Raw genomic sequence first — 23,978 nt, forward strand, 5'->3', positions numbered from 1 at the left:
GCTACAAATTATCAAAAAGATACTGACTCATCATAGTATAAAGGTGATAACGGGTGTTTCCACCATAAATACTGTGGTTCCGGTTAGGATAAACAAACATATCAAACTGCTTACCCGCCTGGATCAATTGCTCGGCATATTCCATGGTGTTCTGAAAATGCACATTGTCATCAGCGCTACCATGAATCAGAAATAACCGGCCACTTAAATTCTCAGCCATATTAATGGGACTGTTATCGTCATATCCATTTGGATTCTGTTGTGGTTTACGCATGAAACGTTCGGTATAAATGGTATCATAATACCTCCAATTGGTCACCGGAGCAACAGCAATACCGACTTTAAAGAGGTCGCTTCTACTCAGACAAATTGAGGACATATAACCTCCAAAACTCCATCCCCAGATACCAATGCGGGAAGCATCAACATAACTCAAACCTCCAAGATATCTGGCAGTCTCAATCTGATCATCTGACTCCAGCCGTCCCAGTTGTTTATACGTAGATTTTTGAAACTCTTCCCCCCTGGCGCCGGTACCACGACCATCTACAGAAACTACCAGGTAACCGTTCAAAGCAAGGTATTGCTCCCAGTTGACTCCATACCTGTCAAGAACTTCCTGAGAGTTGGGGCCACTGTACTGAGACATCAGTACAGGATAGCGATTTTGCGCATCAAAATCCAGTGGCTTGATCATATAACCGTTGAGCAAAATGCCCTCGGAAGTCTTAAACTGAAAAAACTCTTTATGCGGAACATCATAAGTGGCCAGTCTCTCAGCCAAATCACTATTATCTTCAATCACCCGCACAAGATCACCCTCTGCTTCATATACCGAAACCACGGGGACTTCATTGGCAGAAGAAACAGTATTCACAAAATACCTGAAGTTATCACTAAAATGCGCTGAATTAAATCCCTCATCAGGAGTGATTCGAACCATCTCCTCTCCTTTCATATCCACCGAATAAACCTCCCGCTTAAGCGGGGACTCTTTAGCAGCCTGAAAATAAAAGACCTCCTCGTCTGCATCAAACCCGTAAAAATCGGTAATATCCCATTCTCCGGAAGTCAATTGCCGCACCTGAATCCCGGCCATGGAATATAGATAAAGATGATTGAATCCATCATCCTGACCAACATAAACAAAATGATTTCCATCGGGCAAAAACTGAATATTATCCAGGACATTTTCGGTAATAAACTTATCTTCCCGTACCGTCAATAACACATTGGCAACTCCTGAAGCCGGATTGGCAATAAATAACTCCAGTTGGTTTTGCAAGCGGTTCATTTTCAAAATCCCCAACTTATCGGGATGATAGCTCCAGCGAAGTCTTGGCACATAAAAATCATCCAATTCCCCGACATCTATTGTCTTGGTGGTACGGTTTTTCACATTAAAAACATGCACAGATACTTTTGAATTGGCCTCACCGGCTTTTGGATATTTGAATTCGTACTGTCCGGGATAAAGCGAAAACTCTTCCCGAGAAGGATGAGCTCCTTTATACAAAGGAAAAGAAAACTGCTTAACCCCGGATTCATCGAACTTCACATAAGCCAGGTCCTCACCGTCGGGAGACCACTCAAACGCTCTGTTGTATCCAAACTCCTCCTCGTAAACCCAGTCAGGAATTCCATTGATGATTTTGTTTTCTTCACCATCTTCGGTTATGGCACTGGTGGTTCCAAAACGTAACTTTTTCAGATAAATATTATTGTTCCGGACATAGGCAATCTTGTAACTGTCAGGAGAGAAAGCAGGAACCTGTTGTTTACCTTCATCAGCAAGAGGAATCAGTTCCCTGTATTTTCGGTCGTAAACATAATAGCTGGCAAGAAAAGAGCGACGATAAATGCGCTCCACATCATTGTAAACCAATATCTTTGTTTCATCCGGACTAAATTCATACCCATTGATTTTGCTGACTTCATCAGGATTACGTTTGATATTCTCAATGTCAAAAACCACTTCCACGGCCTCTCCTGTTTTGTAGGAATACTTAACAATTCTGGTTCCACCATCTTCCAACGCCGTATAATGCACCCCATCATTCATGGAGCGAAGCCCGTCGATTCGTTTGGCAGTAAAACTCCCTGCTTTCGTAATATCTTCAATGGTAATCTGCTTTTTTTGAGCATCCACCACCGAACCGAAAAGAATAATTGTCAGAAATAAAAATGTTAGTTTTTGCATAATATTTAATTGCTGAAGTTTCTTAAAAAAAAATAATCCCAACTCTGATAATTTCATCAGTAAACAATTTGGCTATAGTTTAAAGTAACGTTTTTTCAATTTAAGTTTGCTTCGGGCAATGCCCTCTGCCAACCTCTTCCATATTAAGGTAAAAGAACGTCATTGCCAGGGTTGGCCCGAAGCAATCTCTAAACAAACACACGCGACTATAAACTTAAGCCAATAATTTAACTAAGTTATTGGCTTGATGGAACTCGCATGCAAGAACTTATACATACTACCTTGACGCGATCATTGCCATGCTCATTTCATTAAAGGCTCCCAAAACAACGCCAATAAACTATCTGAATAGAAAACAAAAATAATGACAATTTATCGTTTTACCGAAGAATTAGAGAGTAGCCCTAACGCCTGAAATTATCAATCATCTGTTTTGAGATGCGGACACTGTTTGTTTTCGGAAAAATAAAATCATAACAAAAAAAACCACAATACACAAAGCGAAAGCCACAAGGGCAGGATTCTGATAGCTTCCGAAAAGATCCCTCAGAACACCACCGGTAAAAGGACCGGCAAAACCGGAGACGCCATATCCCAGAAATACGAACGGATATATCTTTCCCAAATTGTTTAACCCATATATTTGGGCAGTCTCTTTCGCATAAATGACAAAGTTGGCACCAAAACTAAAACCAACACCAAAAGAAATGGCGAGATAGAGAAACGGACTGAGATGAAGAATTCCGATCAGAAGCGTAAAGCCACCCATTAAAAACAAGGACAATGGAATTAACACATTCCCGTTTACGTAATCATTGAGCCACCCCCAAAACAACCGCCCCGTGAAATTGGCTATAGAAAAAACCGTGATGCCCAAAACAAGGGTCGTTTCATCAATAGGGAACTGTTCACCGATAGGTTTAAGATTGCCAACTACCAAAAGTCCTGCAAAAGTCCCAGTAAAGATTCCAACAAACAATTTCAGGAATGGGGCTTGTCTTAATAACCGACTCATCGGTTCCAACGGAGTCAAATCATTACTAAGGGTGGGGCGCTCAATAAAGAATGAAGCAACCAAAAGAATTAAGCCTTTGCCCAGCCCTATCAATAAAAATATTTGTGGCAAATCCACTTCCGCAACAAACAGATCCTGAACAACCATTGATTCCACAATAGCCCCTCCTCCAAACCCGGCGGATACCACCCCTGTAACCAGCCCTTTTTTATTTGGATACCACTCCACCGGAATGGTAATAGATATCAGATACCCAAAACCGGTGGCTATACCTGCCAGAATGGAAATGCCAAAAAGCAGCACTGGAAAACGAATTCCAAAAACCGGAACCAAGAGGAAACCGATGGTATATAACACTGAAGAAAGGAATGCAAGCCTTTTTGCACCCATGGTAGCAAGCAAGGATCGCCCAAAAGTCATTGCCACCGTGAAAACGGCAATAAACACGCCAAAAACAAGTTGAGTCTGTCCGGTCGAGAATCCATATTCAGCGACCAAACGGGGAACGAAAATGCTCCAGGCGTAGATACTTCCCAGCGCCAACATCATCACAACGGCAGAAAAAACAGTCCTAACGGGCTTTAGTAGCATAACAAAGATTAATTATTTATACATTTTTCACATACCAAAATAACAAAAAAACAGAAAAAGGTTGTTTCTTTGTACCCAATAGATTTTTACGTATTGCACTTCTTTTACGCTTGCATAAACTGAATTGCCTTGCTACACTTCTATTTGGTCTTTGCAAGAAATCACCAACAACTACGTTTAGACAAGCTCAATGTGGCACGTTATTCTTGATTTTGGAGCCTTCTTCTCAAAGACTGAAAAACCTTAATTTCTTATCAGGATTATATTATTTCTTTTTATTTACATTTTATGGTTTCACTTATTTCAGCACAATTACAAGGCTCTTCCCTAAAAGGTCTGAGCATTGGCAGTGCCCTTAAGTGTGAATCATCTCAAACATTTTTTTAATGAATCTTTTTGTAGCAAAGTTAAGCGACGCAACAACCAGCGAAGACTTAAATGATTTGTTCGCCGAATATGGCGAAGTAGTATCAGCCAAGGTAATTATGGACAGGGAAACCGGATCCTCAAAACGCTTTGGTTTTGTTGAAATGAAAGAAGATGACGCTGCTCAGAAGGCCATCAAAGACCTGAACGAGTGCCTCTTCGACAACAGCCCAATCGTGGTAAAAAAGGCCCGTCCGAAAGGCGAAGGTCGTGAACGTTCATTTGGTGGAAACCGCAATCAGGGACAACGCAGATACTAAATAGTGCCTGTCTATAAACTAAGCGTTTTTCACGTATTTGAGATAGAACGTTCTAATTCAAGGCTTGTGAAAAATCTATACCGCAGAATACTAATGTATTTGAGGATTTAGATTTTGAACTACAACGCAGAAGTTGGACTTTATAGACAAACACTAAATAATATTGAAAAGGGATGACTGCACTACTGCAATCACCCCTTTTCCTTTTATAATTCGTACCCGTTTAATCCACTTTGATTTTTCCTACCAGCTTTTTCACTTTGGAAGGAATACCATCAGTAACCATTGCTTTGTGAATCTCCTCAGGAAAAAATATCACAAAAGCTCCCTTGGGATGATTGACTTTCATTCCGGAATCCCCGACAAATAAAGTACAGTCTTTCCCCTCATCATAAGGAACCTCCACTTCCATCTTGTACTCCTCGGCATACTTAATCATCTCATGTCCTTCCATCAGATAATGAATGTCTATATGCTTCTCATGTGATTCCCAAACTGCTTCATCCTCCGAAACAGTTGTTTGCTCCATGGCATTAACAAAAACATCACTACCACTCAGCTCAACACTTCCGGCTTCAAACTCAGAAGGACCAAGATTCTCCAAATAGTCCAACACCATTTCCATGGCGGGATGCAGCATATAGTAACGCGCTGCATTTTCAAAAGTATCTATTACCATAATATTTTTCTTACAAAGAAACTACATTCAAAGATTTTTCACCTATCAATATGTTACAATTTTATCAATTTTCAGGGAATAGTTCAAGGAAACATACGCATTCCTGAAATTATAATCCGACAATCACATATATTGAATAGCGCTTTCCCTAAAAATGTCGTAATTTCCGATAACGGGTTACCCTTTGGCTAAAATATGGTTGCACACCAACATTTATCCCTTGTAACCGAAATAGTGGGTCAACAATCTTTTATGAATCTTAGAAAATTTAGTTCGCACACAACAAAATAAAAAACAACTGTCCTGTCACCCATCGACAACAATGGTGAGCACAAAAACCAACACCCACTTACAAGCCATATTTTCAACCAATTAACCAACACAGAAGCCTTTAAAAACAACAACCATGCTGCCTCCCTTTTTCCCAATTCAAAAAAAATGATTAATTTTGTCGCGCAGAAACAATCGGCTTTGCCGGCTAAAAAACCCATCGAACACGGATTCACTAACCCTGATTCCAATAAACTGATTATTCACCAAACTGAATATTATGGCAATCTTCACTGCAAATCAACAAAGAATTGCATCACAAATTGATTCATCTTCCGAACTTTCGAATTGGCGGGACTGGAAATGGCATCTTAAACACTCAATTAAAACAATTGAAAAGTTTGAAGATCTAACGGGAATTAAATTTCCGGAAGAGGAAAAGAAACAACTTGAAGAAACAAAGGGGAAATTTCCTCTCAGCATCACACCTTACTATCTCTCTCTGATCAAAAAAGAGAATTTCAGACATGACCCAATCTACAAACAGTCATTTCTGGACAACAGAGAATTACACGTCACTCAATATGAAATGGGCGACCCCCTTTCAGAAGATACCGATAGCCCGGTCCCAGGAATTACTCACCGTTACCCTGACAGAGTACTTTTCCATGTCAGCAATGTATGTGCCATGTATTGCCGCCACTGTACCAGAAAAAGAAAAGTTGGCGACACAGATTTTGTACCCGGAAAATCACAGGTTGAAATCGGACTGGACTACATCCGTAAAACACCTCAGGTCAGAGACGTATTGCTATCCGGAGGTGATCCGTTTCTGCTTTCAGATGACTATCTGGACTGGATTCTTACAGAATTAAGAAAAATCGACCATATCCAGGTTATCCGCATCGGAACCCGAACACCTGTGGTCCTTCCCTATCGCATCACAGATGATTTGGTAAATATGCTAAAGAAACATCATCCGATATGGATTAATACCCACTTTAACCATCCCCGTGAAATCACTTCATCTTCGAAAGAAGCCTTAAGAAAACTGGCCGACGCTGGCATTCCTTTGGGTAACCAGTCGGTATTGCTGGCCGATGTGAATGACTGTCCCAGGATTATGAAAGATCTGGTACACAAGCTCGTTGCCAACCGGGTTCGTCCGTACTATCTGTATCAGTGCGACCTGTCCGAAGGACTCTCGCATTTCCGCACACCTGTAGGCAAGGGGATTGAGATTATTGAAAGTCTGATAGGCCATACAAGTGGATTTGCTGTCCCAACCTATGTGATTGACGCACCCGGCGGTGGGGGTAAAATCCCTGTAATGCCCAACTACATCATATCCTGGTCAACCAACAGAGTGATTCTCAGGAATTACGAAGGTGTGATTACCTCGTACAAAGAACCCGACAATTATCAGCAGACTACCTGCGACCGGAACTGTGAGGAATGTAACCTGGAACTGGATCTGCAGGAAGGCTACGAAGAGAATGCCATCGGAATAGAAAAATTACTGTCTGATTACGATGATGCCATATCACTTGTGCCGTCAGACAATGAACGATTTCAAAGAAGGGATGAAAATGGACAAGACTGAGAAGCTCGGACAATCGATCATACAACATGGACCTGAGAGCAACAGAATTTATCTCATGAACCTGTGGCCATCCGACTTTCCCGGAATTATTGACAAAATAGACACTTTGGCAAAGAGCAACGGTTATACCAAGCTCTTTGTCAAAGTTCCCTCCAAATACGGAGCCGCTTTCCGGATGGCCGGTTATGAAACTGAAGCGCTGGTTCCCGGCTTTTTTAATGGTGCGGAAGATGCACTTTTCATGGTTAAATACCGCGATTCGGAAAGAAGAAATCCCAACCGTGAAGAGATGGAGATCTTTCAGCAATTGTTACTATCAGATGCAAACAGTGAAATTCCGGAGTTGGACAATTCTCATATTCTGAGATTGCTGACTCCTGAAGACACACCTGAAATGGTTAAAGTATTTGCCGAAGTATTTGAAAGTTATCCGTTCCCCATCTTCGACACCGAATTCCTAAAAAAAGAGATGAGCGAAGAAACTCGTTATTTTGGTGTATTCCAGGACGGAAAACTGGTTGGCATCAGTTCTGCTGAGTGCAACGACTCACTTAAAAATGCAGAGATGACCGACTTTGCCGTGCTTCCCTCGCAACGAGGAAAAAAAATGGCCATCCATCTTTTAAGAACCATGGAAAATCACTTGAAAGAAAACAGATTTAAATCATTCTACACCATTGCACGACTTAAATCTCCCTCCATGAATAAAACCTTCCTAAACAATGGATACCGCTATACAGGGACTCTGGTAAACAATACGCACATTGCAGGGCAGATAGAAAGCATGAATGTGTGGTACAAGCAGGGTTGAGAAGCGAGGGTTGAGAGTTGAGCAACAACCTAAGAACTTCAACAATTCCAGAGAGATTAAAATCAGGATTCCATTGCACACTGCAAAACAATTGACACTATGCATCCGATAGATTTCACCATCATCTTTATATACATCGCCGCAATGCTTATGGTAGGTCTCTGGTTTCACAGAAAGAACCAGAGTTCTGAAGATTATTACGTAGGTGGCCGGAAGATGACCCGCTGGCACCTGGGTTTATCGGTAGTGGCAACAGATGTGGGTGGTGGTTTCTCCATCGGACTGGGCGGCTTGGGTTTTGCTATGGGGTTATCCGGTTCATGGATCCTGTTTACCGGACTTATAGGAGCCTGGCTTACAGCAGCAGTGCTAATTCCGCGTGTTTACAAGATAGCCTTTACCAGCAAATTCCAGACATTTCCCGAAATGTTAAGCCACCATTACGGCAAAAGAGTTGCTTTCTGGGCAGGCATCATCAGTGCAGTGGGTTATCTTGGATTTACCAGCAGTCAGATTCTTGCTGGAGCCAAGCTTACCTCAGGAACCATTGACGGACTTAGTGTAAACAATGCTGCTCTGATAATGGGCATTATTGCTGTGGTTTACACAGCCCTGGGAGGAATCAAAGCCGTCATTTATACCGACACCATTCAATGGACAATTCTGCTTTCCGGACTCATTTTCGTAGGGGTTCCTTTTGCCATTTACAATGTGGGAGGATTAGACGTATTGCGGGAATCGGTAGATAAGGAGATGCTCTCGCTGACCAATATCAAAGGTTCGGTGATTGTCAACTGGGCATTTTCCATCATCCCCATCTGGTTTATCGGCATGACCCTCTATCAGCGGATTTATGCTGCCTCCTCACGCAAGGAGGCACAAAAGGCCTGGTTTGTTGCAGGGTTGTTTGAATATCCCGTCATGGCCTTTCTCGGCGTTTTTCTGGGCCTGATGGCCAAGGTATCCATCGACCACGGAGTGGTTCCGGCTGAGGCAGCTGTGGGTATTGACAGCGAAACTGCCATGCCAATGATGCTCAAGTACATCCTGCCAACCGGAGCTCTCGGTATTATTTTGGCAGCCTATTTTTCCGCCATACTGTCCACGGCAGACAGTTGTCTGATGGCATCATCCGGAAATTTTGTAAGAGACATTTTCAAAATAAAGAAGTCTGAGAATACCCTGAAAGTATCACAAATTATGACATTTGTGCTCGGAGCCCTGGCACTCGTTCTGGCTTTATTTATGCCCAGTGTATTGGATTTGATGCTACTCTCCTACTCTTTCATGGTAAGTGGTTTGCTGGCTCCGGTAATCGGATTTATTTTCTTTAAAAACCCCAAACCCATGGCAGGATTATTGTCAATGGCCTCAGGCGCAGCGGTATTCGCCATATTCCACTTTCTGAAAATTGAACTTCCTTACGGGTTTGACCCGGTGGTTCCGGGTGTGATCGCATCCATCATCACATTATTTATTGTACAGAAGCTGGGGAAGAGTAGTTAGTGTTTGTCCATAAAGTACCATTTGCGTCGTTATGCTTGCCGCCAAAATACTCATCCCGATTGTGCTTTTTGTTGGTTTTTTGTTCAAAAAACCTTACAAAAGCTACTTCGGGACTCCGTTTTTAGCGGCTTCGCAAGCCCCCGAAAAAAAAATCGGGGCAGACTTTGCAACTGGCACTTTCTGACCAGACACATGACTTTTTACAAACTTTCCCGACTTTATAGACAAACACTAGTTAGGCCGGTAAAGAGTATGCCAATAGGCTAGTAGTTGAGTCAACCTGATACTGGATTACTTTTGAATTTCTTTACGTTAACCCAAAAAGAATTTGACGGGAATTAAGAGCCGGAAGCCAGTTCAGCCGATTCTTACTCCGGAGTTGTATCCGACTCAAAATCACCGGTAATCAAAGGCATTTCATCGACGTGACTGGCTTCAATTTCCAACATCTCAATAAGCAGATCCAATGCTCCGCCGACCCGATCCAGTTCATCGACTGAGAGTCCTTTCAATTTTTCATCCAAACGTTGTTGCAATAAATCAGGTGTACGCTCCAGCAAGGCATCGCCCGAGGAGGTAAGTGCAATATGCATAACCCGCTTATCGCCGGATTTTGGCAGCCGGGCAAGAAACCCTTTTTTCTCCAATCGTCCGATTATTCCTGTAACAGTACTGGAGTTCAGATTCAGGTGGTCACGTATAGAGCGCTGCGTAGCCTGATAGCCGGGAGAAGCTTTCAAAAATTCAAGACATAAAATCTGTGGAATACTGACCCCGAAGTCCTTCTGAACCTTTTTGGACTCCAAATTAATAGAACGAACTATACGCCGGATTTTTATTAAAATATCTTTGTAATCCATCTTAATCAAAAATTATTTTTTAAAATATCTGAATTCCGTCAGCCAAACTCTTATTTTAAACTGTAGCAGGTTTCCTTTCCAATCTGAAGACTTCCGCCGCAGCATACCGATTGGTCAGTCTCACATCAAACCTGTCGGACAAGCTGTTAAAAGCCTCCAGTGCCAGTTGCGGAGTATTGTTTTCGGCCGACAAATGAGACAGGAAGACCACCTCCAGATCATTTCCGCCATGCGTTTTCAAAAGTTCCACTGCCTGTGCATTGGATAAATGACCAACTTCTGAAGCTACCCTGTTTTTCAAATGCCAGGGATATACCCCGTTCCACAACATTTCCTCATCATAATTGGATTCGAGAAACACTGCCTGACAGGAAGAAAAATGCTGAATAACATTGTCACAAGGAGCCCCTATGTCGGTCAGCACCCCCACATTTACTCCGTCATGCTCTATTCTGAAACTACAAGGCTCAGCAGCATCATGCTGTTTCAAGAAAGAATGAATTGTAAAACCTCCGATCTGAAGTCGATCCCCCGGGGAAAACTTTTCAATTAAAGCAGGACGGTTCGGCCCCCAGCTTTTCTCCAGCGACTTCGCAGTAATATAAACCGGAACACCAAGTTGTTTACTCAACACCCTCACACCCCGGAAATGATCGGCATGTTCATGAGAAATTAATATTCCTTTGATCTTTAAAGGATTCAAGGCCCGTTCTTTCATTCGTTCCAACACCTGACGTCGGCTGATTCCCGCATCCACAAGTATCGCTTCATTTTCATTGCCTATGTAATAACAATTTCCGTTACTACCCGATGCCAGTGCACATATTTCAATCATCTCTTATATCACTTTTATTTCAGGAGAAGCATTACTGACATACTTACTCAACAATTCCGAAAGCATAGACATAGTCTCCTCCAATCCGGCACCATCCCCGTCAAAAGAGGGAACAATCATAAGTACCTGTTTGGTTTTCTCATCGATCAGAGTCCTGGCAGAATCACTTGTAGGTGTTCCAAATGCTCCATTCGAATCTCTGAAAACCGGAAGATTTTCTATATTCAAAACACCCCTCCCAATACCTTCATAAGGTTCTTCCGGCATTCCTTTGCCCAAATTTACGTCACCACTAATTTTGCTAAGATCGTAGCCACAAATGGAAAATCCTGTTTTGACAGAAACCAGATTCAAACAATCCACTACATTATTTACCTGATACAACCCCTTGCCTTTACTTACCCTTCGAAGCAGAGATTCAGCTGCAGGACGATATCTGTTGGGATCCTTACCCAGCTTTTTATAGGCTTGTTTCAACGATTTTACCGGTGAGATCTCCCGGATTTTCTCCGCATCCAGTCGGGAAGTAAGATTCTCTATTTCTTCCTGCATACTCGTAAGCAACTCTACACCGGATTCTTCAATCACCACCTCAGATACAAGACACCCCAGTTTAAGATCCGGAAAAACTTCGGCAACCTCCGGAAGAAGACTAATATAAGGAAACTCCATTCGTACAAATTATATTTTTTCTCTAATTCTGCTAAAATACCAAATTTTCATGAATCCGCCTCAAAACAAACGGTCCGGATTTCGGACAGGGAAGTATTATTACTATTTTTGCATTCTTAAAGCTAAAACAGATGACAAACAACATACCTGAGACAATAAATGCAATTCTATTTGACATGGACGGGGTGCTTTACGACAGCATGAAACACCATGCCGCCACATGGATTGAAGCATTCAAAAAATACAACATCAATTTTCCCAAAGAAGAAGCCTACCTGAATGAAGGAAGTACAGGAGATTTTACCATAAAAAAAGCCATAAAGCAGATATGTAACAGAGAAGCCACCCCGGAAGAAATCAATGGAATATACGAAGAGAAAACCCGACTCATGCATTTACGTCCTAAAGCGGACAAAATCCCGGGCATGCAGGCATTGATGAAAAGAATCAGAGACACCGGAAAAAAAATTATCGTTGTCACAGGTAGCAAGCAACCCATACTCCTCGAAAGATTACACGAAGATTTTGGAGTTCATCCTGACGAGGTTGTCTCCGGATACAACGTCATACATGGAAAACCTCATCCCGAACCATATCTCATGGGACTAAAAAAAGCAGGTTTTGCGGCCAATGAAGCCCTCGTAATCGAAAATGCACCGCTGGGCGTGGAATCATCTGTCGCTGCAGAAATATACACCATTGCCATCAATACCGGGCCATTGGATAAAAAAGTATTGTTTGACGCCGGAGCGAGTGAGGTTTTCGATAAGGCTAAGGAGGTTGATGAGTTTTTAGAAAAACTATTATAATGTCTCTACGAATTGGGATGCTTATTTTTTGCTTGTCATTAAAGTAGCAGCAAATTCCCTCGAGATATAATTATCAAAAGATAAACATACGTTGGTGGAAAACTCGACAGCACTCTTCACAATCGTTTTCCATCTCTCAGGATCTCCTTCGGAGAGTTTTTCCCTGTTAAGCCCATAGGCCAAACCGGCATTAAAGTTATCCCCCGCTCCAATGGTACTAACAGGCTTTATCCTCCTGGCAGCAACGTGAAAATATTGTTCATCAATCAGCCCATATACCCCATCACTGTTGGCCGTAATAAGTCCAATTGCATCAAATCCCCCAATTTTTTGTAACACCTCATTTGTATCCATTCCGGGATAAATATTCTCAAAATCTTCATCACTGCCCCTTACCAGATGAGCAAACGAGAAATTTTCTTCAATCAGTGGACGATAAACAGCTATGTTGTTAAGATGATTTTTCCTGAAGTTGGGATCATAAATAAGGTAAGCTCCCTGGTCACGAGCCTTTTGAAGCAACGGAACAACCTGATTGCGAAGTACCGGATTCACTGCAAAAAAAGAACCAAACAACAGGATATCCCCCGGCCTGAATTCCGGTCCCGAAATTTGGAACCTCTCTTCAGGGAAATCTTTATAAACCTGGTAGGAAGCATTGTTCTCTTCATCCAGAAAAGCCAGCGCAACCGGTGTTTTACCCGAGGTAAACCTATGAAGCCAGGAAGTCCCGACCCGGTTCTCCTGAAGAAAATCAACAATTTGTTCGCCAACTTCCTCAAGTCCAATTTCACTGATCAAAGCCACCTCTTCCCCTGCCCGGGCAAGAGACACGAGGGCATTAAACGCAGAACCGCCGGGGCGCGATGCCACCGGCTGGTTATTTTTAAAGATAATATCGAGAACTGTTTCACCCAACCCGAAAATCCGTCCCATAGTTTAGCTCTTACTTAACCAGTTTCGAGATAGCCTTAAATTCATCGGTACCGGAAACCCGGCACATCTCAAACAACAGAGATTCGTAACTGGTGATAATAATTCCTTCCTGCACCAGACGAGCCATAGCAATCCTTTTATTTTCAGGATTCCGAGAACCAACACAATCCTCTACAACAACAGGGTGAAAGCCACGTTCTTTCAAGTCGAGCGCTGTTTGCAAAAGACAAATATGCGCTTCGATGCCCGCCAGTACCACAGTTCGCTTAGACGACAGCTCCACTTTCTCCATAATCGCAGGGTCATCGCAACAACTAAAGGCAGTTTTCTCGCTATGCGGATATTCATCTACCAGTGCAGCAAGAGCGGGAATGGTTTCCCCCAGCCCTTTTTTATACTGTTCGGTTATGATTACCGGGACTTGTAAAACTTTCAGTCCTTCAACCAGAATTCTCATATTAACCGCCAGTTGCTCATGCTCATACATGTGCGGGAACAAACGTTCCTGGACATCCACAACCATGGCCAGTGTATTTTCTCTGATAATTCTCATAGTTCAAATCTTTTAAATGCTGATAAATCAAGATTATCAAAACGCCCAAAAAACTCATATAATTCATGAGCTATTTTTTGTACACCTCCGGGTTCGTTCGATTCAATATTCAAAGGGAGAACGGGATCATGCAACGATAAACGCAACAAGAACCATCCATCCTGACCTGTCCCTGAACATTTCACACGCACTCCTTCATAATTCTCAGGTAACAAATCCCAGTTGCCCTTATTTCCGGCCATAATGCCTACTTCAGCAATGATATCCGATCCCGTTTGAATAAAGTCAGCAGAATTAATTCTCAATCGGATTTCACAGCTGTCCACCGGTTCCGGAAGTCCTTCAATCAAGTCTGTCAGTCGTTTCCCTTCAGCCCTCATTTTTGCCAGTGTAATAATCATTCTCGTGGCCAGATAAGCACCATCGTCCAGAAAGAAATTTTCCCTAAAAGCAGCATGGCCTGAGGTTTCAATAGCCAGACAAGATTCCTGACCAATGCCGTTCAGACGCACCGCTTCATTGATTACATTCTTATATCCCCGTTGATAGCGATGATGCTTTCCACCCAATTTATCCTGAATAAACCAGGACAATCCATCGGAAGTGATAGAATCTGTAACGATGGTACTTCCGGGGCTTTTCTGAAGGACGACGGCTGAAGCCAGAGCTATCAGGGAGTTTTTGTTGATGGGACGTCCGGTATAATCAACCAGAGCAGCCCGGTCAACATCCATATCAAAAATAATTCCCAGGTCAGCTTCAGACTCCTTCACCTTGCTGATAAGCGAATTCATGGCATTGGTGTCTTCAGGATTGGGAAAATGGTTAGGAAAACGGCCATCGGCCTCCAGAAACTGGGAAGCAGAAATATCTGCACCCAATTGTTCCAACACATCAGTTGCAAAAAACCCTCCGGATCCGTTACCGGCATCTACCACAATTTTCAGGTCTTCCAGGGGAGTCTCGTAATGATCGGGATGATTGACCCCCTTACGGATACCATCAGCCAGATGCTGAGCATAAACCGCCATAAAATCATAATACGCTACATTTCCACTCCTGCCTCCTGTCTTAAGGTTCCCCTTCGCAATATCAAGAATCTCGGAAATATCAGCCTTATCTAAACCGCCTGTAGAGGTAAATAACTTCAATCCGTTTTTATGTCCGGCCGAATGGCTCCCGGTCACCATCACTGCAGCATCCACGGGGTTCTCCCCTATTTGAGTGGACATAAACATTGCCGGTGTGGAGGCTAATCCGAAATTAACCACATCTGCACCTTCCGCACAGAGTCCTTTAATAAGTGATTCCAAAAGTTCAGGACCCGATAAGCGCGGATCTCGGCCTACTGAAATACGTAGTTTATTTTTCCCGGAGAAATATGTTTGCAACCAGACAACAAAAGCTCTTCCGAGCCTTTCTGCAATTTCGGGTGTAAAATTCACCTCATCTCCCCTTACTCTGTCCAGAGCAACCCCGAGAATATCAGAGCCGTTGTGTAGTTTTTTCCAATCAGTTTGTGGCATGGTCAGATACATAGTTTTATTTATTTTCGAGGCTGGCAGCCTGACGGGATTTATCCCCCAAATAACCACCATGGTGTCTCAATGCATAATCATAATTATTGAACCCTATTTTTTTCATCAGCAACACCACCAAAACATCTCCGATAACGGTCATTGTGGTAGTAGAAGTAGTCGGTGTATGACCCAAAGCGCAAACTTCGGGAGGATTTCCCGTAAACAGACATGCTGAAGCCGCCTCCGCCAGCAGGGAGTTTTCATTTCCTGTGATAACAATAAAAGGGATATCAGGTCTGAGACCTTTAGCAAGATCAATTAACTCAATAATTTCACGGGTCTTTCCCGAATTGGATATCAGGAGCATAACATCATTCTCCTGCAATACTCCCAAATCACCGTGCTGAGCCTCACTGGGATGCAAAAAAACAGCAGGAGTACCGGTACTGCTGAAGGTTGTAGCCATATTATTGGCAATTTGACCTGCCTTACCCATTCCGCTGGTAATGAGTTTACCTTTACGGTTGTGAACATACTCAAAAAGCAGATCAACAGCCTTTTCAAAATCTTTTGACACAGGGATTTCCGCTACTGCGCGGGATTCAGCTTCCAATAAAGCCCGGATTTCTTTTTCTATCATTATATTTCTTTAAAAATGGTTCCTTTTATCCTTAACCTGCATTATTCACAAATTATCTATTGCGATGTCCAACTATCGACAAAATACCAGCGTCCTCGCCAAATTTGATTTAAAAATAGTTCACTATTTCCTGCACCAAATTTGCCTGTGGTTGCTTGTATTTCTTGATATTTGAACATCTCATAACGAAAACTTATGAATAAAGCAGGTTAAATATCAGATGCAAATTAATAAAAATATATCCAATCAACTTTATACCCATTCAACCTGCCTTTTACATAAGACAGGTAAGATGTAAACAGGCTGAAAGCCTGATGCAATAGCCCAGAGCAACGCCCTGGGTTTTGAGGCATCCCCCACGCCCTCTCTTATTATTGGTCGCAATGCGACCAATAATGAGAGGGGGGGAGTTTTTACAATTTTCCTGGGCCGTTGCCCCAGGCTATTGCTTAAAGACCTTTGGCCTTAAAAAAACGCAACAATATTATGTATTCCTCAATAGGTAAAATCCTCGCTTTTGGGAGGGCTGGTTAATTTTTTCTTCAGGAAAAACCGTATTACTCCAGATAAATCATTTTTCTGGTTCTCGGAAGTACTTCCCCTATTACTTTGGTTTGCGGATGTTTTCCGGTAGCTTTCAAATCAGCCAGCACAGCATCCAGTTTTTCCGGAGGTACGCACATCAGCAGTCCTCCGGATGTTTGGGCATCCGTAGCAAGCATTTTCAAATGGGGCTCCACCAGTTTATTTACATGCAAAGACGGTTGCACAAAATCCAGATTTCGAAAGGATGCTCCGGGCAAGCAGCCATCATTGGCTAACTCGTCAGCCTGGTCGATAATGGGTAAATCCCGACTTCTGATGGCCAGACTCACATCGCTTGCCTCAGCCATTTTGAGCGCATGGCCAAGCAACCCGAAACCGGTAACATCTGTGGCGCACGTGAGCTCGTGCCTGGTCATCACTTCAGCTCCCCACTTATTCAGCAGTTTCATTTGCTCCAGACCTTTGCGGTAAGCTTCTTCACGTACCATATTTAATCGCTGGGCAGCAACAAGCACTCCAACACCCAGGGGTTTAGTTAGTACCAAAAGATCTCCGGGCTTTGCAGATGCATTGGTGATTAATTTATTCGGATGCACAGTACCTACCACAGCCAACCCGTATTTGGGTGGATGATCTTCAATGGTATGCCCGCCCATTACCAGGGCGCCGGCTTCCTGAATTTTACTGTGACCTCCCTGTAATATTTGCTCAAAAGCACTCAAAGGCATTTTGGCTGATGAAAACATAAACAGATTGAGAGCCAGCAATGGTGTCCCTCCCATTGCATAAACATCACTCAGCGCATTGGCAGCAGCAATCTCTCCAAATTCAAACGGATCGGAACAAACCGGTGGAAAGAAATCAGTAGTAAAAATAATTGCCGTCTCATCGTTAAGCCGATACACACCTGCATCATCGTGCGTATCAATATCCACCATAATATTGGGATGTTGCATCTTCGGAAGCTTCGATAGGATTCCTGCTAGTTCTCCCGGTGGTAATTTTGCAGAGCAACCACCATATTCAACTGTCTCTAACAAATCAATTTTTTGCTCACTCATTGCTTGCCTCTCTTATGTAATTCAAAAGTTATATTCTCCTCTTTCAAAGCCTCCATACAGGAAGAAAGATTACTTCCTTCAACAATCAGGCACATTCCACACTCCGAAGAGATATCTTCCGGAACGGGAATTACCCGTGTAGCAATCCCCCTGGCTTTACAAATACGATCTGCCCGCATTACCTTATGCACATTCGGGAAGAGCAACAAAGGTTCTTCAGACATAATTCTTATCATTTAGTGTTATTTTCAATGCTTCACCCAGGTTTTGCAAATCCTCTTTTGTGTGAAAAAAGGAAGGAGCAAACCGTGCAGAACCTTTGGGAAAAGTATCAAGAAACTGGTGTGCCAAAGGCGCACAATGCAGTCCTGAGCGGATCTCTATATCAAATCGTTCATACAAACCATTGGCAATAGTCGATGGTGTAAGACTTTCATGAACCAGAGAAAAGACATTCCCCCTGTTCACTGAATGCTCCGCGGTCAACACCCTGACTCCTGAAACCTGCTGTAACTGCGCAATCAAACCATTGAAATCGGAAGAATTCCAATCCTGCTCCGGTCGGTTTTTAAGGGCAGCCAAAAGACCTGCGATGCCGACAGTATTGTGTGTTCCTGCTTCAAACTTATCAGGAGCAAACAAAGGCATCTCCATACTCTCCGACCGGCTCCCCGTTCCACCAAAAATCAGTGAAGAAAGCAATTCCGGGTTACGTACATAAAACCCTCCTGTTCCGGTTGGACCCAATAATCCCTTGTGCCCGGTAAATGCGATAAAATCCACGCCCCATTTATCTCCTTCAAAAGAAACACTTCCCAGCGACTGGGTAGTATCAACCAACAATGGAATATTGCCAATAAACTCACGAATTTTTTCTACCGGTTGAATGACTCCGTTCACATTGCTTTCATGATTAACAATTACCAAACGCGTTAGATCGGTGATTATTCCCGGAATTTGTTCAGGGATAATTGTTCCGTCTTCTTTGGCAGGAAGCACCTTCCAGCGCACATTACTTGTTTCTCTAAGGCGCTCCAGTGGCCGCATCACTGCATTGTGTTCCAACGGTGACACCAACACTTCGCAATCATGTAAATTAAGTCCAAAAAGAACCGTATTAATGGCATGCGTTGCATTTTGCGTAAAAGCAATATTCCCGGACTCTCCAACACCTATCACCTTTGCAAGTTCATCTCTGCATTCCTCAATCATTGAAGAGGTCTTATAAACCCGCTGATATGCAGCCCGGCCATAGGTTCCACCTGTATTCCGGACAAACTCAGCCATAGCATCAGCAACTTCCGGAGGTTTTGGCCAACCGGTACTTGCATTGTCGAAATAAGTGTTGGTGAATTGAGGCATAAAAAAAGTTTCTTCAAGTGTTTATTGCCCCCAAATCAATAAATTACTGAGATTAAGAGATTTCGGGAAATTACATTCAGTACCTTCTATAAATAGACTACTTTGCCTGTTTCGGCAAGTGTTGTAGCAATCTGATACATGTTACTGATACGCCCCACCCCTATCTGATCTTTCATCTTAAAATAATCCACACAGGTACCACACACCAGCACACTTACATCCTTATCTTCAAGTTCCGCAAGAGCAGCAGCCGTATCTGTATCCTTCACTGCCAGTTTCACACCCCCGTTGTACATGATGATGTGGGTAGGTAACTGATCCATCTCTTTCAAAGCATTAAAATAGCCTCGTATCAAGAGACTCCCCAAATCATCATCTCCTTCACCCATACGACAACTTCGGGCAACAACCACATAATCATTGTTCCCTCCGGCGGGCTGAGGAACCGCACAATATGCTTCAGGATTGCTTTCTGCCTCGGATTGAGATTCTGCAGGTTTCGTGACTTCAATGGTATAAATACCGTCTTTCTTATCGGCAACAGGTTTCGCACCTAAATCTTCCAGAAAGCTCATCAAATTCTGATAAGAAGTATCATTGTCAGAAATCACCTGCATTTTATCACCCTCACTCACCTCTCTCAGTCCGTTTCGGGCCATAATCAAAGGTTCGGGGCACAGCCGCCCCTTAGTATCTATTATCTTCATGACTAAATTGTTTTATCAATTTACGGGCTACATTTCCCGGCTCATCTTTAATTTCATTCAAAACCAGCACCGGCTCGTTTCTTTTGGCCAAAGATTTGGCATATCCTTTATCATAATACTTCAAGGTAAGGTCAGCAACAGAATGATAATCACCAGCATCCAATGCTTCCAATGCTTCATTTGTTCGCTGACCACCAAGTCTCTTCTGAATTTTCAAAACAGATTGCCGCAGCAAATCCTTGTCGAAACAACCATAATCTCTTACCAGTCGCTCCACCCTAAGTTTTCTATCAATATCGTACATCACAAGAGGAGCCTGCATCAACAATTCAAAAAGTTGATCAGGAATATATACGCGGCCAATACTGTGGCTTTCCCCCTCCACCCAAATAATCCTGTCGGGGTTAAATTTCAGAAAACAATCATGGATGTCATTCTCAAATTGCTCTGAAGTAGGTTGTTCAGCCTCTCCCAGAGCTCCAAAAGCCGATCCTTTATGATTTGCCAGTCCCTCCAGGTCCAGTATCTGTTCTCCATGGCTTTTCAATTCCTTTAAAACTTCAGTTTTCCCTCCTCCGGTAGGACCTCCAATCACCATAAAACGCCATTTCTGTTCCGCCAGCATCTTTCTGAAAGATGCCCTATAGGCTTTGTAGCCACCCTCCAGAGTAGTGGTATTCAGACCAACAGTTCCGAAAAGCCATGCCATGCTTCCACTGCGCATCCCACCCCGCCAGCAATGCACCAACACGCTGTTATCCAAAGCAATACGTTGTGCCGAACGGGCAAACTCCACCATTTTAGGTCCCACATACTCCAGTCCCTTTAAAACCGCTGTGTCACGTCCTTCTTTTTTATATAAAGTTCCCACAACAGCCCTTTCCTCATTCGAAAAAATGGGCATATTAATGGCTCCCGGAATATGCCCCTGGGCAAACTCGGCGGGCGTGCGAACATCAATAACAGGATACTTTTCAGCCTCTTTCAGAAAAAACTCCGGAGCAAGCACTGAGGTGCCCGGTTCATTACTATTTTCAAAATTCAAATGTTCAGAATCATTATTATTCACCATCATAGTTTTTTAAAACTGAAGGCCGGGTAACTTTTGACTGAAATAACGAATTCGGAAAGATCACACTCAAAACACCATTATCTTCCTCATCGTTGCTGTAAAGACGCACGATCACTCGGTCCTCATTCCTCAATGCTCACCCCTCAAACCTTACAAAGTCACACTCCAGGTGTCGTCCATATGATTTTTCCAGTCGCTATAATTCTCCTGACCACCACGCACTTTCCAGTCGCTGTCAATGGTCAAACGGGAACTGATACCTCCACGGGGATTACAAACCATTACAATTCGTACTCTGTCCGGCTTGTAAACCTCCATCAAATGATCGTAAAAAACATTAATCAATCGTTCATAGGATACGGTGATATTCCGAAGTGCCTGCACATACATTTTCAACGATTTTAGTTCAATGATACGATCGGTTGGGTAAAAAGTAATGTAAACATCAGCAAAATCGGGTTGATCCTTTACTCCGAGAAAAGTAAACTCAGGGATTTTCACCTTTATTTCGTAAGCCTGACTGGTTGGATTAGGCAACGATTTCAACATGCTTTTATCGATGTCTTTGTAGGTTAAAACTTTATCTGCCATGATAATATTCTGTTTGATGAACTAAAAAATTTATATCTGAAGTAAAAAAACGACTTTCCATGATCCGGTTTCTTTATCAACACCCGTCAACACAATGGCAAAGCACAATAAGATGATAAAATCGTTGCAAAGTTAACAATTTAAGAGAAACAAAAAGATTAGTGAATCTTAACGGATTCACATATCTTTGCGCGCAAAACCAGAAAAGTAAAACAAGTGGGACGATCAAGAAGAAATAAACCATTGCTCGAACGATTGGTCATCAGCGATGTAGCAGCAGAAGGAAAAGCCCTTGGCAGAGTCAATGACACAGTGGTATTTGTGCCTCTGGCAGCACCAGGCGATGTAGTGGATGTTCAGGTAACAAAGAAAAGAAAGAAGTATTTTGAAGGACGCCCGGTGAAGTTTCATCATCTTTCGGAAATGCGTGCCGAACCTTTTTGCGAACATTTTGGTGTTTGTGGCGGCTGCAAATGGCAGCATCTCCCCTATTCCGAACAGGTAAAATTCAAGCAACGGGAAGTCCTGAACAACCTGCAGCGCATTGGGAAAGTTGAGTTGCCAGAAATTAGTCCCATTTTGGCTTCCCCACAGGAACGTTTCTACCGAAACAAACTGGAGTTTACCTTTTCCAACAAAAGATGGCTTTCATTGGAGGAGATGGAGTCTGAAGAGGTCATTGACAACAAAAACGGACTTGGATTTCATATTCCGGGAATGTTCGACAAAGTTATTGATATTAAGGAGTGCCACCTGCAACGACAACCATCCAACGACATCCGGATGGCCATCCGAAATTATGCCCTTCAAAACAACTGGACATTTTTTGATCTCAGAGCACAGGAAGGTTTTCTCCGTACATTAATCATCCGCACAACCTCGACCGGTGAAACCATGGTTATTGTGGTATTCTTTCACGAAGATGAAGAGAAACGAAACAGTCTGTTTGAATACCTCAAAGAACACTTTCCGGAAGTAACCTCATGGATGTATGTGATCAACGAAAAAAAGAACGACACCATCACCGATCAGGAAGTGGTGCTTCAAGATGGCCGCGACCACATTTTTGAAGAAATGGAGGGGTTGAAGTTCAAAATCGGACCAAAATCTTTTTACCAAACGAATTCAGAACAGGCTTACAATCTCTATAAAGTTGCCCGAGATTTTGCCGGACTCACCGGGGAAGAAACCGTTTATGACCTCTACACAGGTACCGGAACCATTGCCAACTTCGTGGCCGGAAATGCTAAAAAAGTGGTGGGGATAGAGTATGTGCCGGAAGCTATTGAAGACGCCCACATCAACTCAGAAATTAACAACATCCAAAACACCCGTTTCTTTGCGGGTGATATGAAGGACCTTCTCAATCATGACCTGTTTGAAAAAGAAGGGTTCCCGGATGTAATTATTACCGACCCTCCGCGGGCCGGGATGCACGAAGATGTGGTACGAACCATTCTCAATGCAGCTCCCGAAAAAATTGTATATGTCAGTTGCAACTCCGCCACTCAGGCCAGAGACATCAATATTCTGGATGCCAGATACCGCGTAACTGCCATCCAGCCCGTTGACATGTTTCCCCACACTCACCATGTGGAAAATGTGGCCTTGCTGGAAAGGAAATAACTATCGGCTGAACTTTTTAATACTGTGTTGCGTTTTTCTGTAAAAAAATATGATTGCAATATTATCACCGGCAAAAAAACTGGACTTTGAAAAGAAAGTTCCAACTCAGAAAAATACCGAAATACTCTTTTCTGATGAAGCTTCTACATTGGCTGATGATTTGAAAAAGCTCTCTCCTGATGAGCTCATGAAACTCATGAAAATAAGCCGTCAATTGGGAGAACTCAATGCAGAACGCTTTATACAGTGGAGCTGGCCTTTCAACGCAAAAGAAGCCCGGCAGGCTATTTATGCATTTAATGGCGAGGCCTATAACGGTCTTGATGCCTGGTCGCTCAATTCGAAAGAGATTGATACCGCTCAAAAGCAGTTGCGTATTCTGTCAGGCTTGTACGGAGTACTCAGACCCTTAGACAATATTCTGCCTTACAGACTTGAAATGGGCACAAAACTCTCCAACGAAAAAGGAAAAGATCTCTACCAGTTCTGGGGAGAAAAGCTGACACAGCAAATAAACAAAGACCTGAAAGAAGGCAAGCACAAAGCACTCGTCAATCTTGCCAGCCAGGAATATTTCAAAGCCATTGATGAAAATAAAATTGAAGAACCGATAATTACTCCCGTTTTTAAGGAAAACAAAAACGGGACCTATAAAGTCATTAGTATCTATGCAAAGAAAGCACGCGGCATGATGGTTCGGTTTATCGTTCAAAACAAACTTACTGAACCGGAAGACCTGAAAGCTTTTAATGAGGATGGTTACCATTACAACAACGACCTCTCGAAAGCGAACCAAATGGTTTTTACCAGACACTAATAACTTCATT

At 42.9% G+C, this 23,978-nt stretch carries 23 protein-coding genes; 7 read left to right on the forward strand and 16 right to left on the reverse strand.

Going from position 1 to position 23,978, the window contains the following annotated elements; genetic code table 11:
* Window position 1: 1 nt before the first annotated feature.
* A complete protein-coding gene (locus W7W_RS0113815) occupies window positions 2–2,200 on the reverse strand; it encodes a S9 family peptidase (RefSeq protein WP_029510615.1) in 2,199 nt (732 codons plus the stop codon).
* A gap of 424 nt (window positions 2,201–2,624) precedes the next feature.
* Window positions 2,625–3,806, reverse strand: a complete 1,182-nt coding sequence (locus W7W_RS0113820; RefSeq protein WP_010664310.1) for an MFS transporter — start codon at window positions 3,804–3,806, stop codon at window positions 2,625–2,627.
* A 386-nt stretch (window positions 3,807–4,192) separates the two neighbouring features.
* Here W7W_RS0113820 and W7W_RS0113825 point away from each other — a divergent pair, with 386 nt between their 5' ends.
* Window positions 4,193–4,492: an RNA recognition motif domain-containing protein gene (locus tag W7W_RS0113825; protein WP_010664311.1), complete on the forward strand. Its 300-nt coding sequence runs from the start codon at window positions 4,193–4,195 to the stop codon at window positions 4,490–4,492.
* 223 nt (window positions 4,493–4,715) lie between these two features.
* Here the strand turns inward: W7W_RS0113825 and W7W_RS0113830 are convergent, their stop codons facing one another.
* Window positions 4,716–5,171: a YhcH/YjgK/YiaL family protein gene (locus tag W7W_RS0113830; RefSeq protein WP_010664312.1), complete on the reverse strand. Its 456-nt coding sequence runs from the start codon at window positions 5,169–5,171 to the stop codon at window positions 4,716–4,718.
* Between the two features lie 550 nt (window positions 5,172–5,721).
* Here W7W_RS0113830 and kamA point away from each other — a divergent pair.
* The 3 genes from kamA to W7W_RS0113845 all read left to right on the forward strand — a co-directional run bounded on the left by kamA (window position 5,722) and on the right by W7W_RS0113845 (window position 9,361).
* The gene (gene kamA, locus W7W_RS0113835) at window positions 5,722–7,044 is read left to right on the forward strand and encodes a lysine 2,3-aminomutase (protein WP_010664313.1); all 1,323 of its coding nucleotides are present in this window, start codon (window positions 5,722–5,724) and stop codon (window positions 7,042–7,044) included.
* On the forward strand, window positions 7,031–7,855 hold the full coding sequence (gene ablB / locus W7W_RS0113840; RefSeq protein ID WP_025007137.1) for a putative beta-lysine N-acetyltransferase: 825 nt from the start codon (window positions 7,031–7,033) through the stop codon (window positions 7,853–7,855). The genes kamA and ablB overlap by 14 nt, the downstream gene beginning before the upstream one ends.
* 99 nt (window positions 7,856–7,954) lie before the next feature.
* Window positions 7,955–9,361, forward strand: coding sequence for a sodium:solute symporter family protein (locus W7W_RS0113845; protein ID WP_010664315.1), 1,407 nt, complete (start codon window positions 7,955–7,957; stop codon window positions 9,359–9,361).
* 368 nt (window positions 9,362–9,729) lie between these two features.
* Here the strand turns inward: W7W_RS0113845 and W7W_RS0113855 are convergent, their stop codons facing one another.
* The 3 genes from W7W_RS0113855 to W7W_RS0113865 are packed head-to-tail and all read right to left on the reverse strand — an operon-like array spanning window position 9,730 to window position 11,728.
* Window positions 9,730–10,221, reverse strand: a complete 492-nt coding sequence (locus W7W_RS0113855) for a MarR family winged helix-turn-helix transcriptional regulator (RefSeq protein ID WP_010664316.1) — start codon at window positions 10,219–10,221, stop codon at window positions 9,730–9,732.
* 55 nt (window positions 10,222–10,276) lie between these two features.
* Entirely contained in the window at window positions 10,277–11,056 is a 780-nt protein-coding gene (locus tag W7W_RS0113860) for an MBL fold metallo-hydrolase (RefSeq protein WP_010664317.1), read from the reverse strand.
* A gap of 3 nt (window positions 11,057–11,059) precedes the next feature.
* Window positions 11,060–11,728, reverse strand: coding sequence for a B3/B4 domain-containing protein (locus W7W_RS0113865; protein WP_010664318.1), 669 nt, complete (start codon window positions 11,726–11,728; stop codon window positions 11,060–11,062).
* 131 nt (window positions 11,729–11,859) lie between these two features.
* Between W7W_RS0113865 and W7W_RS0113870 the strand changes: the two genes are divergently transcribed.
* Window positions 11,860–12,537 (forward strand): HAD family hydrolase, encoded by a 678-nt coding sequence (locus tag W7W_RS0113870; RefSeq protein WP_010664319.1) that lies wholly within the window; start codon window positions 11,860–11,862, stop codon window positions 12,535–12,537.
* A 21-nt stretch (window positions 12,538–12,558) separates the two neighbouring features.
* Here W7W_RS0113870 and W7W_RS0113875 read toward each other — a convergent pair whose 3' ends face one another.
* From W7W_RS0113875 to W7W_RS0113920, 10 genes are all read right to left on the reverse strand, one after another.
* The gene (locus W7W_RS0113875) at window positions 12,559–13,473 is read right to left on the reverse strand and encodes a PfkB family carbohydrate kinase (RefSeq protein ID WP_010664320.1); all 915 of its coding nucleotides are present in this window, start codon (window positions 13,471–13,473) and stop codon (window positions 12,559–12,561) included.
* 10 nt (window positions 13,474–13,483) lie between these two features.
* Complete coding sequence (locus W7W_RS0113880; protein WP_010664321.1) at window positions 13,484–14,026, reverse strand: hydrolase; 543 nt, start codon at window positions 14,024–14,026, stop codon at window positions 13,484–13,486.
* Window positions 14,023–15,552 carry a phosphohexomutase domain-containing protein gene (locus tag W7W_RS0113885; RefSeq protein WP_029510617.1) on the reverse strand — a complete coding sequence of 510 codons (1,530 nt, stop codon included), beginning with the start codon at window positions 15,550–15,552 and terminating at the stop codon, window positions 14,023–14,025. Before W7W_RS0113885 ends, W7W_RS0113880 begins: the two co-directional genes overlap by 4 nt.
* A 16-nt stretch (window positions 15,553–15,568) precedes the next feature.
* Window positions 15,569–16,186 carry an SIS domain-containing protein gene (locus W7W_RS0113890; protein ID WP_010664323.1) on the reverse strand — a complete coding sequence of 206 codons (618 nt, stop codon included), beginning with the start codon at window positions 16,184–16,186 and terminating at the stop codon, window positions 15,569–15,571.
* 557 nt (window positions 16,187–16,743) lie between these two features.
* The gene (gene selD / locus W7W_RS0113895; protein ID WP_010664324.1) at window positions 16,744–17,793 is read right to left on the reverse strand and encodes a selenide, water dikinase SelD; all 1,050 of its coding nucleotides are present in this window, start codon (window positions 17,791–17,793) and stop codon (window positions 16,744–16,746) included.
* A complete protein-coding gene (locus tag W7W_RS0113900) occupies window positions 17,790–18,017 on the reverse strand; it encodes a DUF3343 domain-containing protein (protein ID WP_010664325.1) in 228 nt (75 codons plus the stop codon). The genes selD and W7W_RS0113900 overlap by 4 nt, the downstream gene beginning before the upstream one ends.
* A complete protein-coding gene (locus tag W7W_RS0113905; protein ID WP_010664326.1) occupies window positions 18,010–19,155 on the reverse strand; it encodes an aminotransferase class V-fold PLP-dependent enzyme in 1,146 nt (381 codons plus the stop codon). Before W7W_RS0113905 ends, W7W_RS0113900 begins: the two co-directional genes overlap by 8 nt.
* An 86-nt stretch (window positions 19,156–19,241) precedes the next feature.
* Window positions 19,242–19,862 (reverse strand): sulfurtransferase-like selenium metabolism protein YedF, encoded by a 621-nt coding sequence (gene yedF, locus W7W_RS0113910; protein ID WP_010664327.1) that lies wholly within the window; start codon window positions 19,860–19,862, stop codon window positions 19,242–19,244.
* Entirely contained in the window at window positions 19,843–20,937 is a 1,095-nt protein-coding gene (gene mnmH / locus W7W_RS0113915) for a tRNA 2-selenouridine(34) synthase MnmH (RefSeq protein WP_010664328.1), read from the reverse strand. Before mnmH ends, yedF begins: the two co-directional genes overlap by 20 nt.
* A gap of 147 nt (window positions 20,938–21,084) precedes the next feature.
* Window positions 21,085–21,525 (reverse strand): preQ(1) synthase, encoded by a 441-nt coding sequence (locus tag W7W_RS0113920; protein WP_010664329.1) that lies wholly within the window; start codon window positions 21,523–21,525, stop codon window positions 21,085–21,087.
* 216 nt (window positions 21,526–21,741) lie between these two features.
* Between W7W_RS0113920 and rlmD the strand changes: the two genes are divergently transcribed.
* Together rlmD and yaaA are read left to right on the forward strand one after the other, a co-directional pair.
* Window positions 21,742–23,151: a 23S rRNA (uracil(1939)-C(5))-methyltransferase RlmD gene (rlmD, locus tag W7W_RS0113925; RefSeq protein WP_010664330.1), complete on the forward strand. Its 1,410-nt coding sequence runs from the start codon at window positions 21,742–21,744 to the stop codon at window positions 23,149–23,151.
* 49 nt (window positions 23,152–23,200) lie between these two features.
* Window positions 23,201–23,968 carry a peroxide stress protein YaaA gene (gene yaaA / locus W7W_RS0113930; protein ID WP_010664331.1) on the forward strand — a complete coding sequence of 256 codons (768 nt, stop codon included), beginning with the start codon at window positions 23,201–23,203 and terminating at the stop codon, window positions 23,966–23,968.
* Window positions 23,969–23,978: the final 10 nt, after the last annotated feature.

Source organism: Marinilabilia salmonicolor JCM 21150 (genome assembly GCF_000259075.1).
Classification (GTDB): domain Bacteria; phylum Bacteroidota; class Bacteroidia; order Bacteroidales; family Marinilabiliaceae; genus Marinilabilia; species Marinilabilia salmonicolor.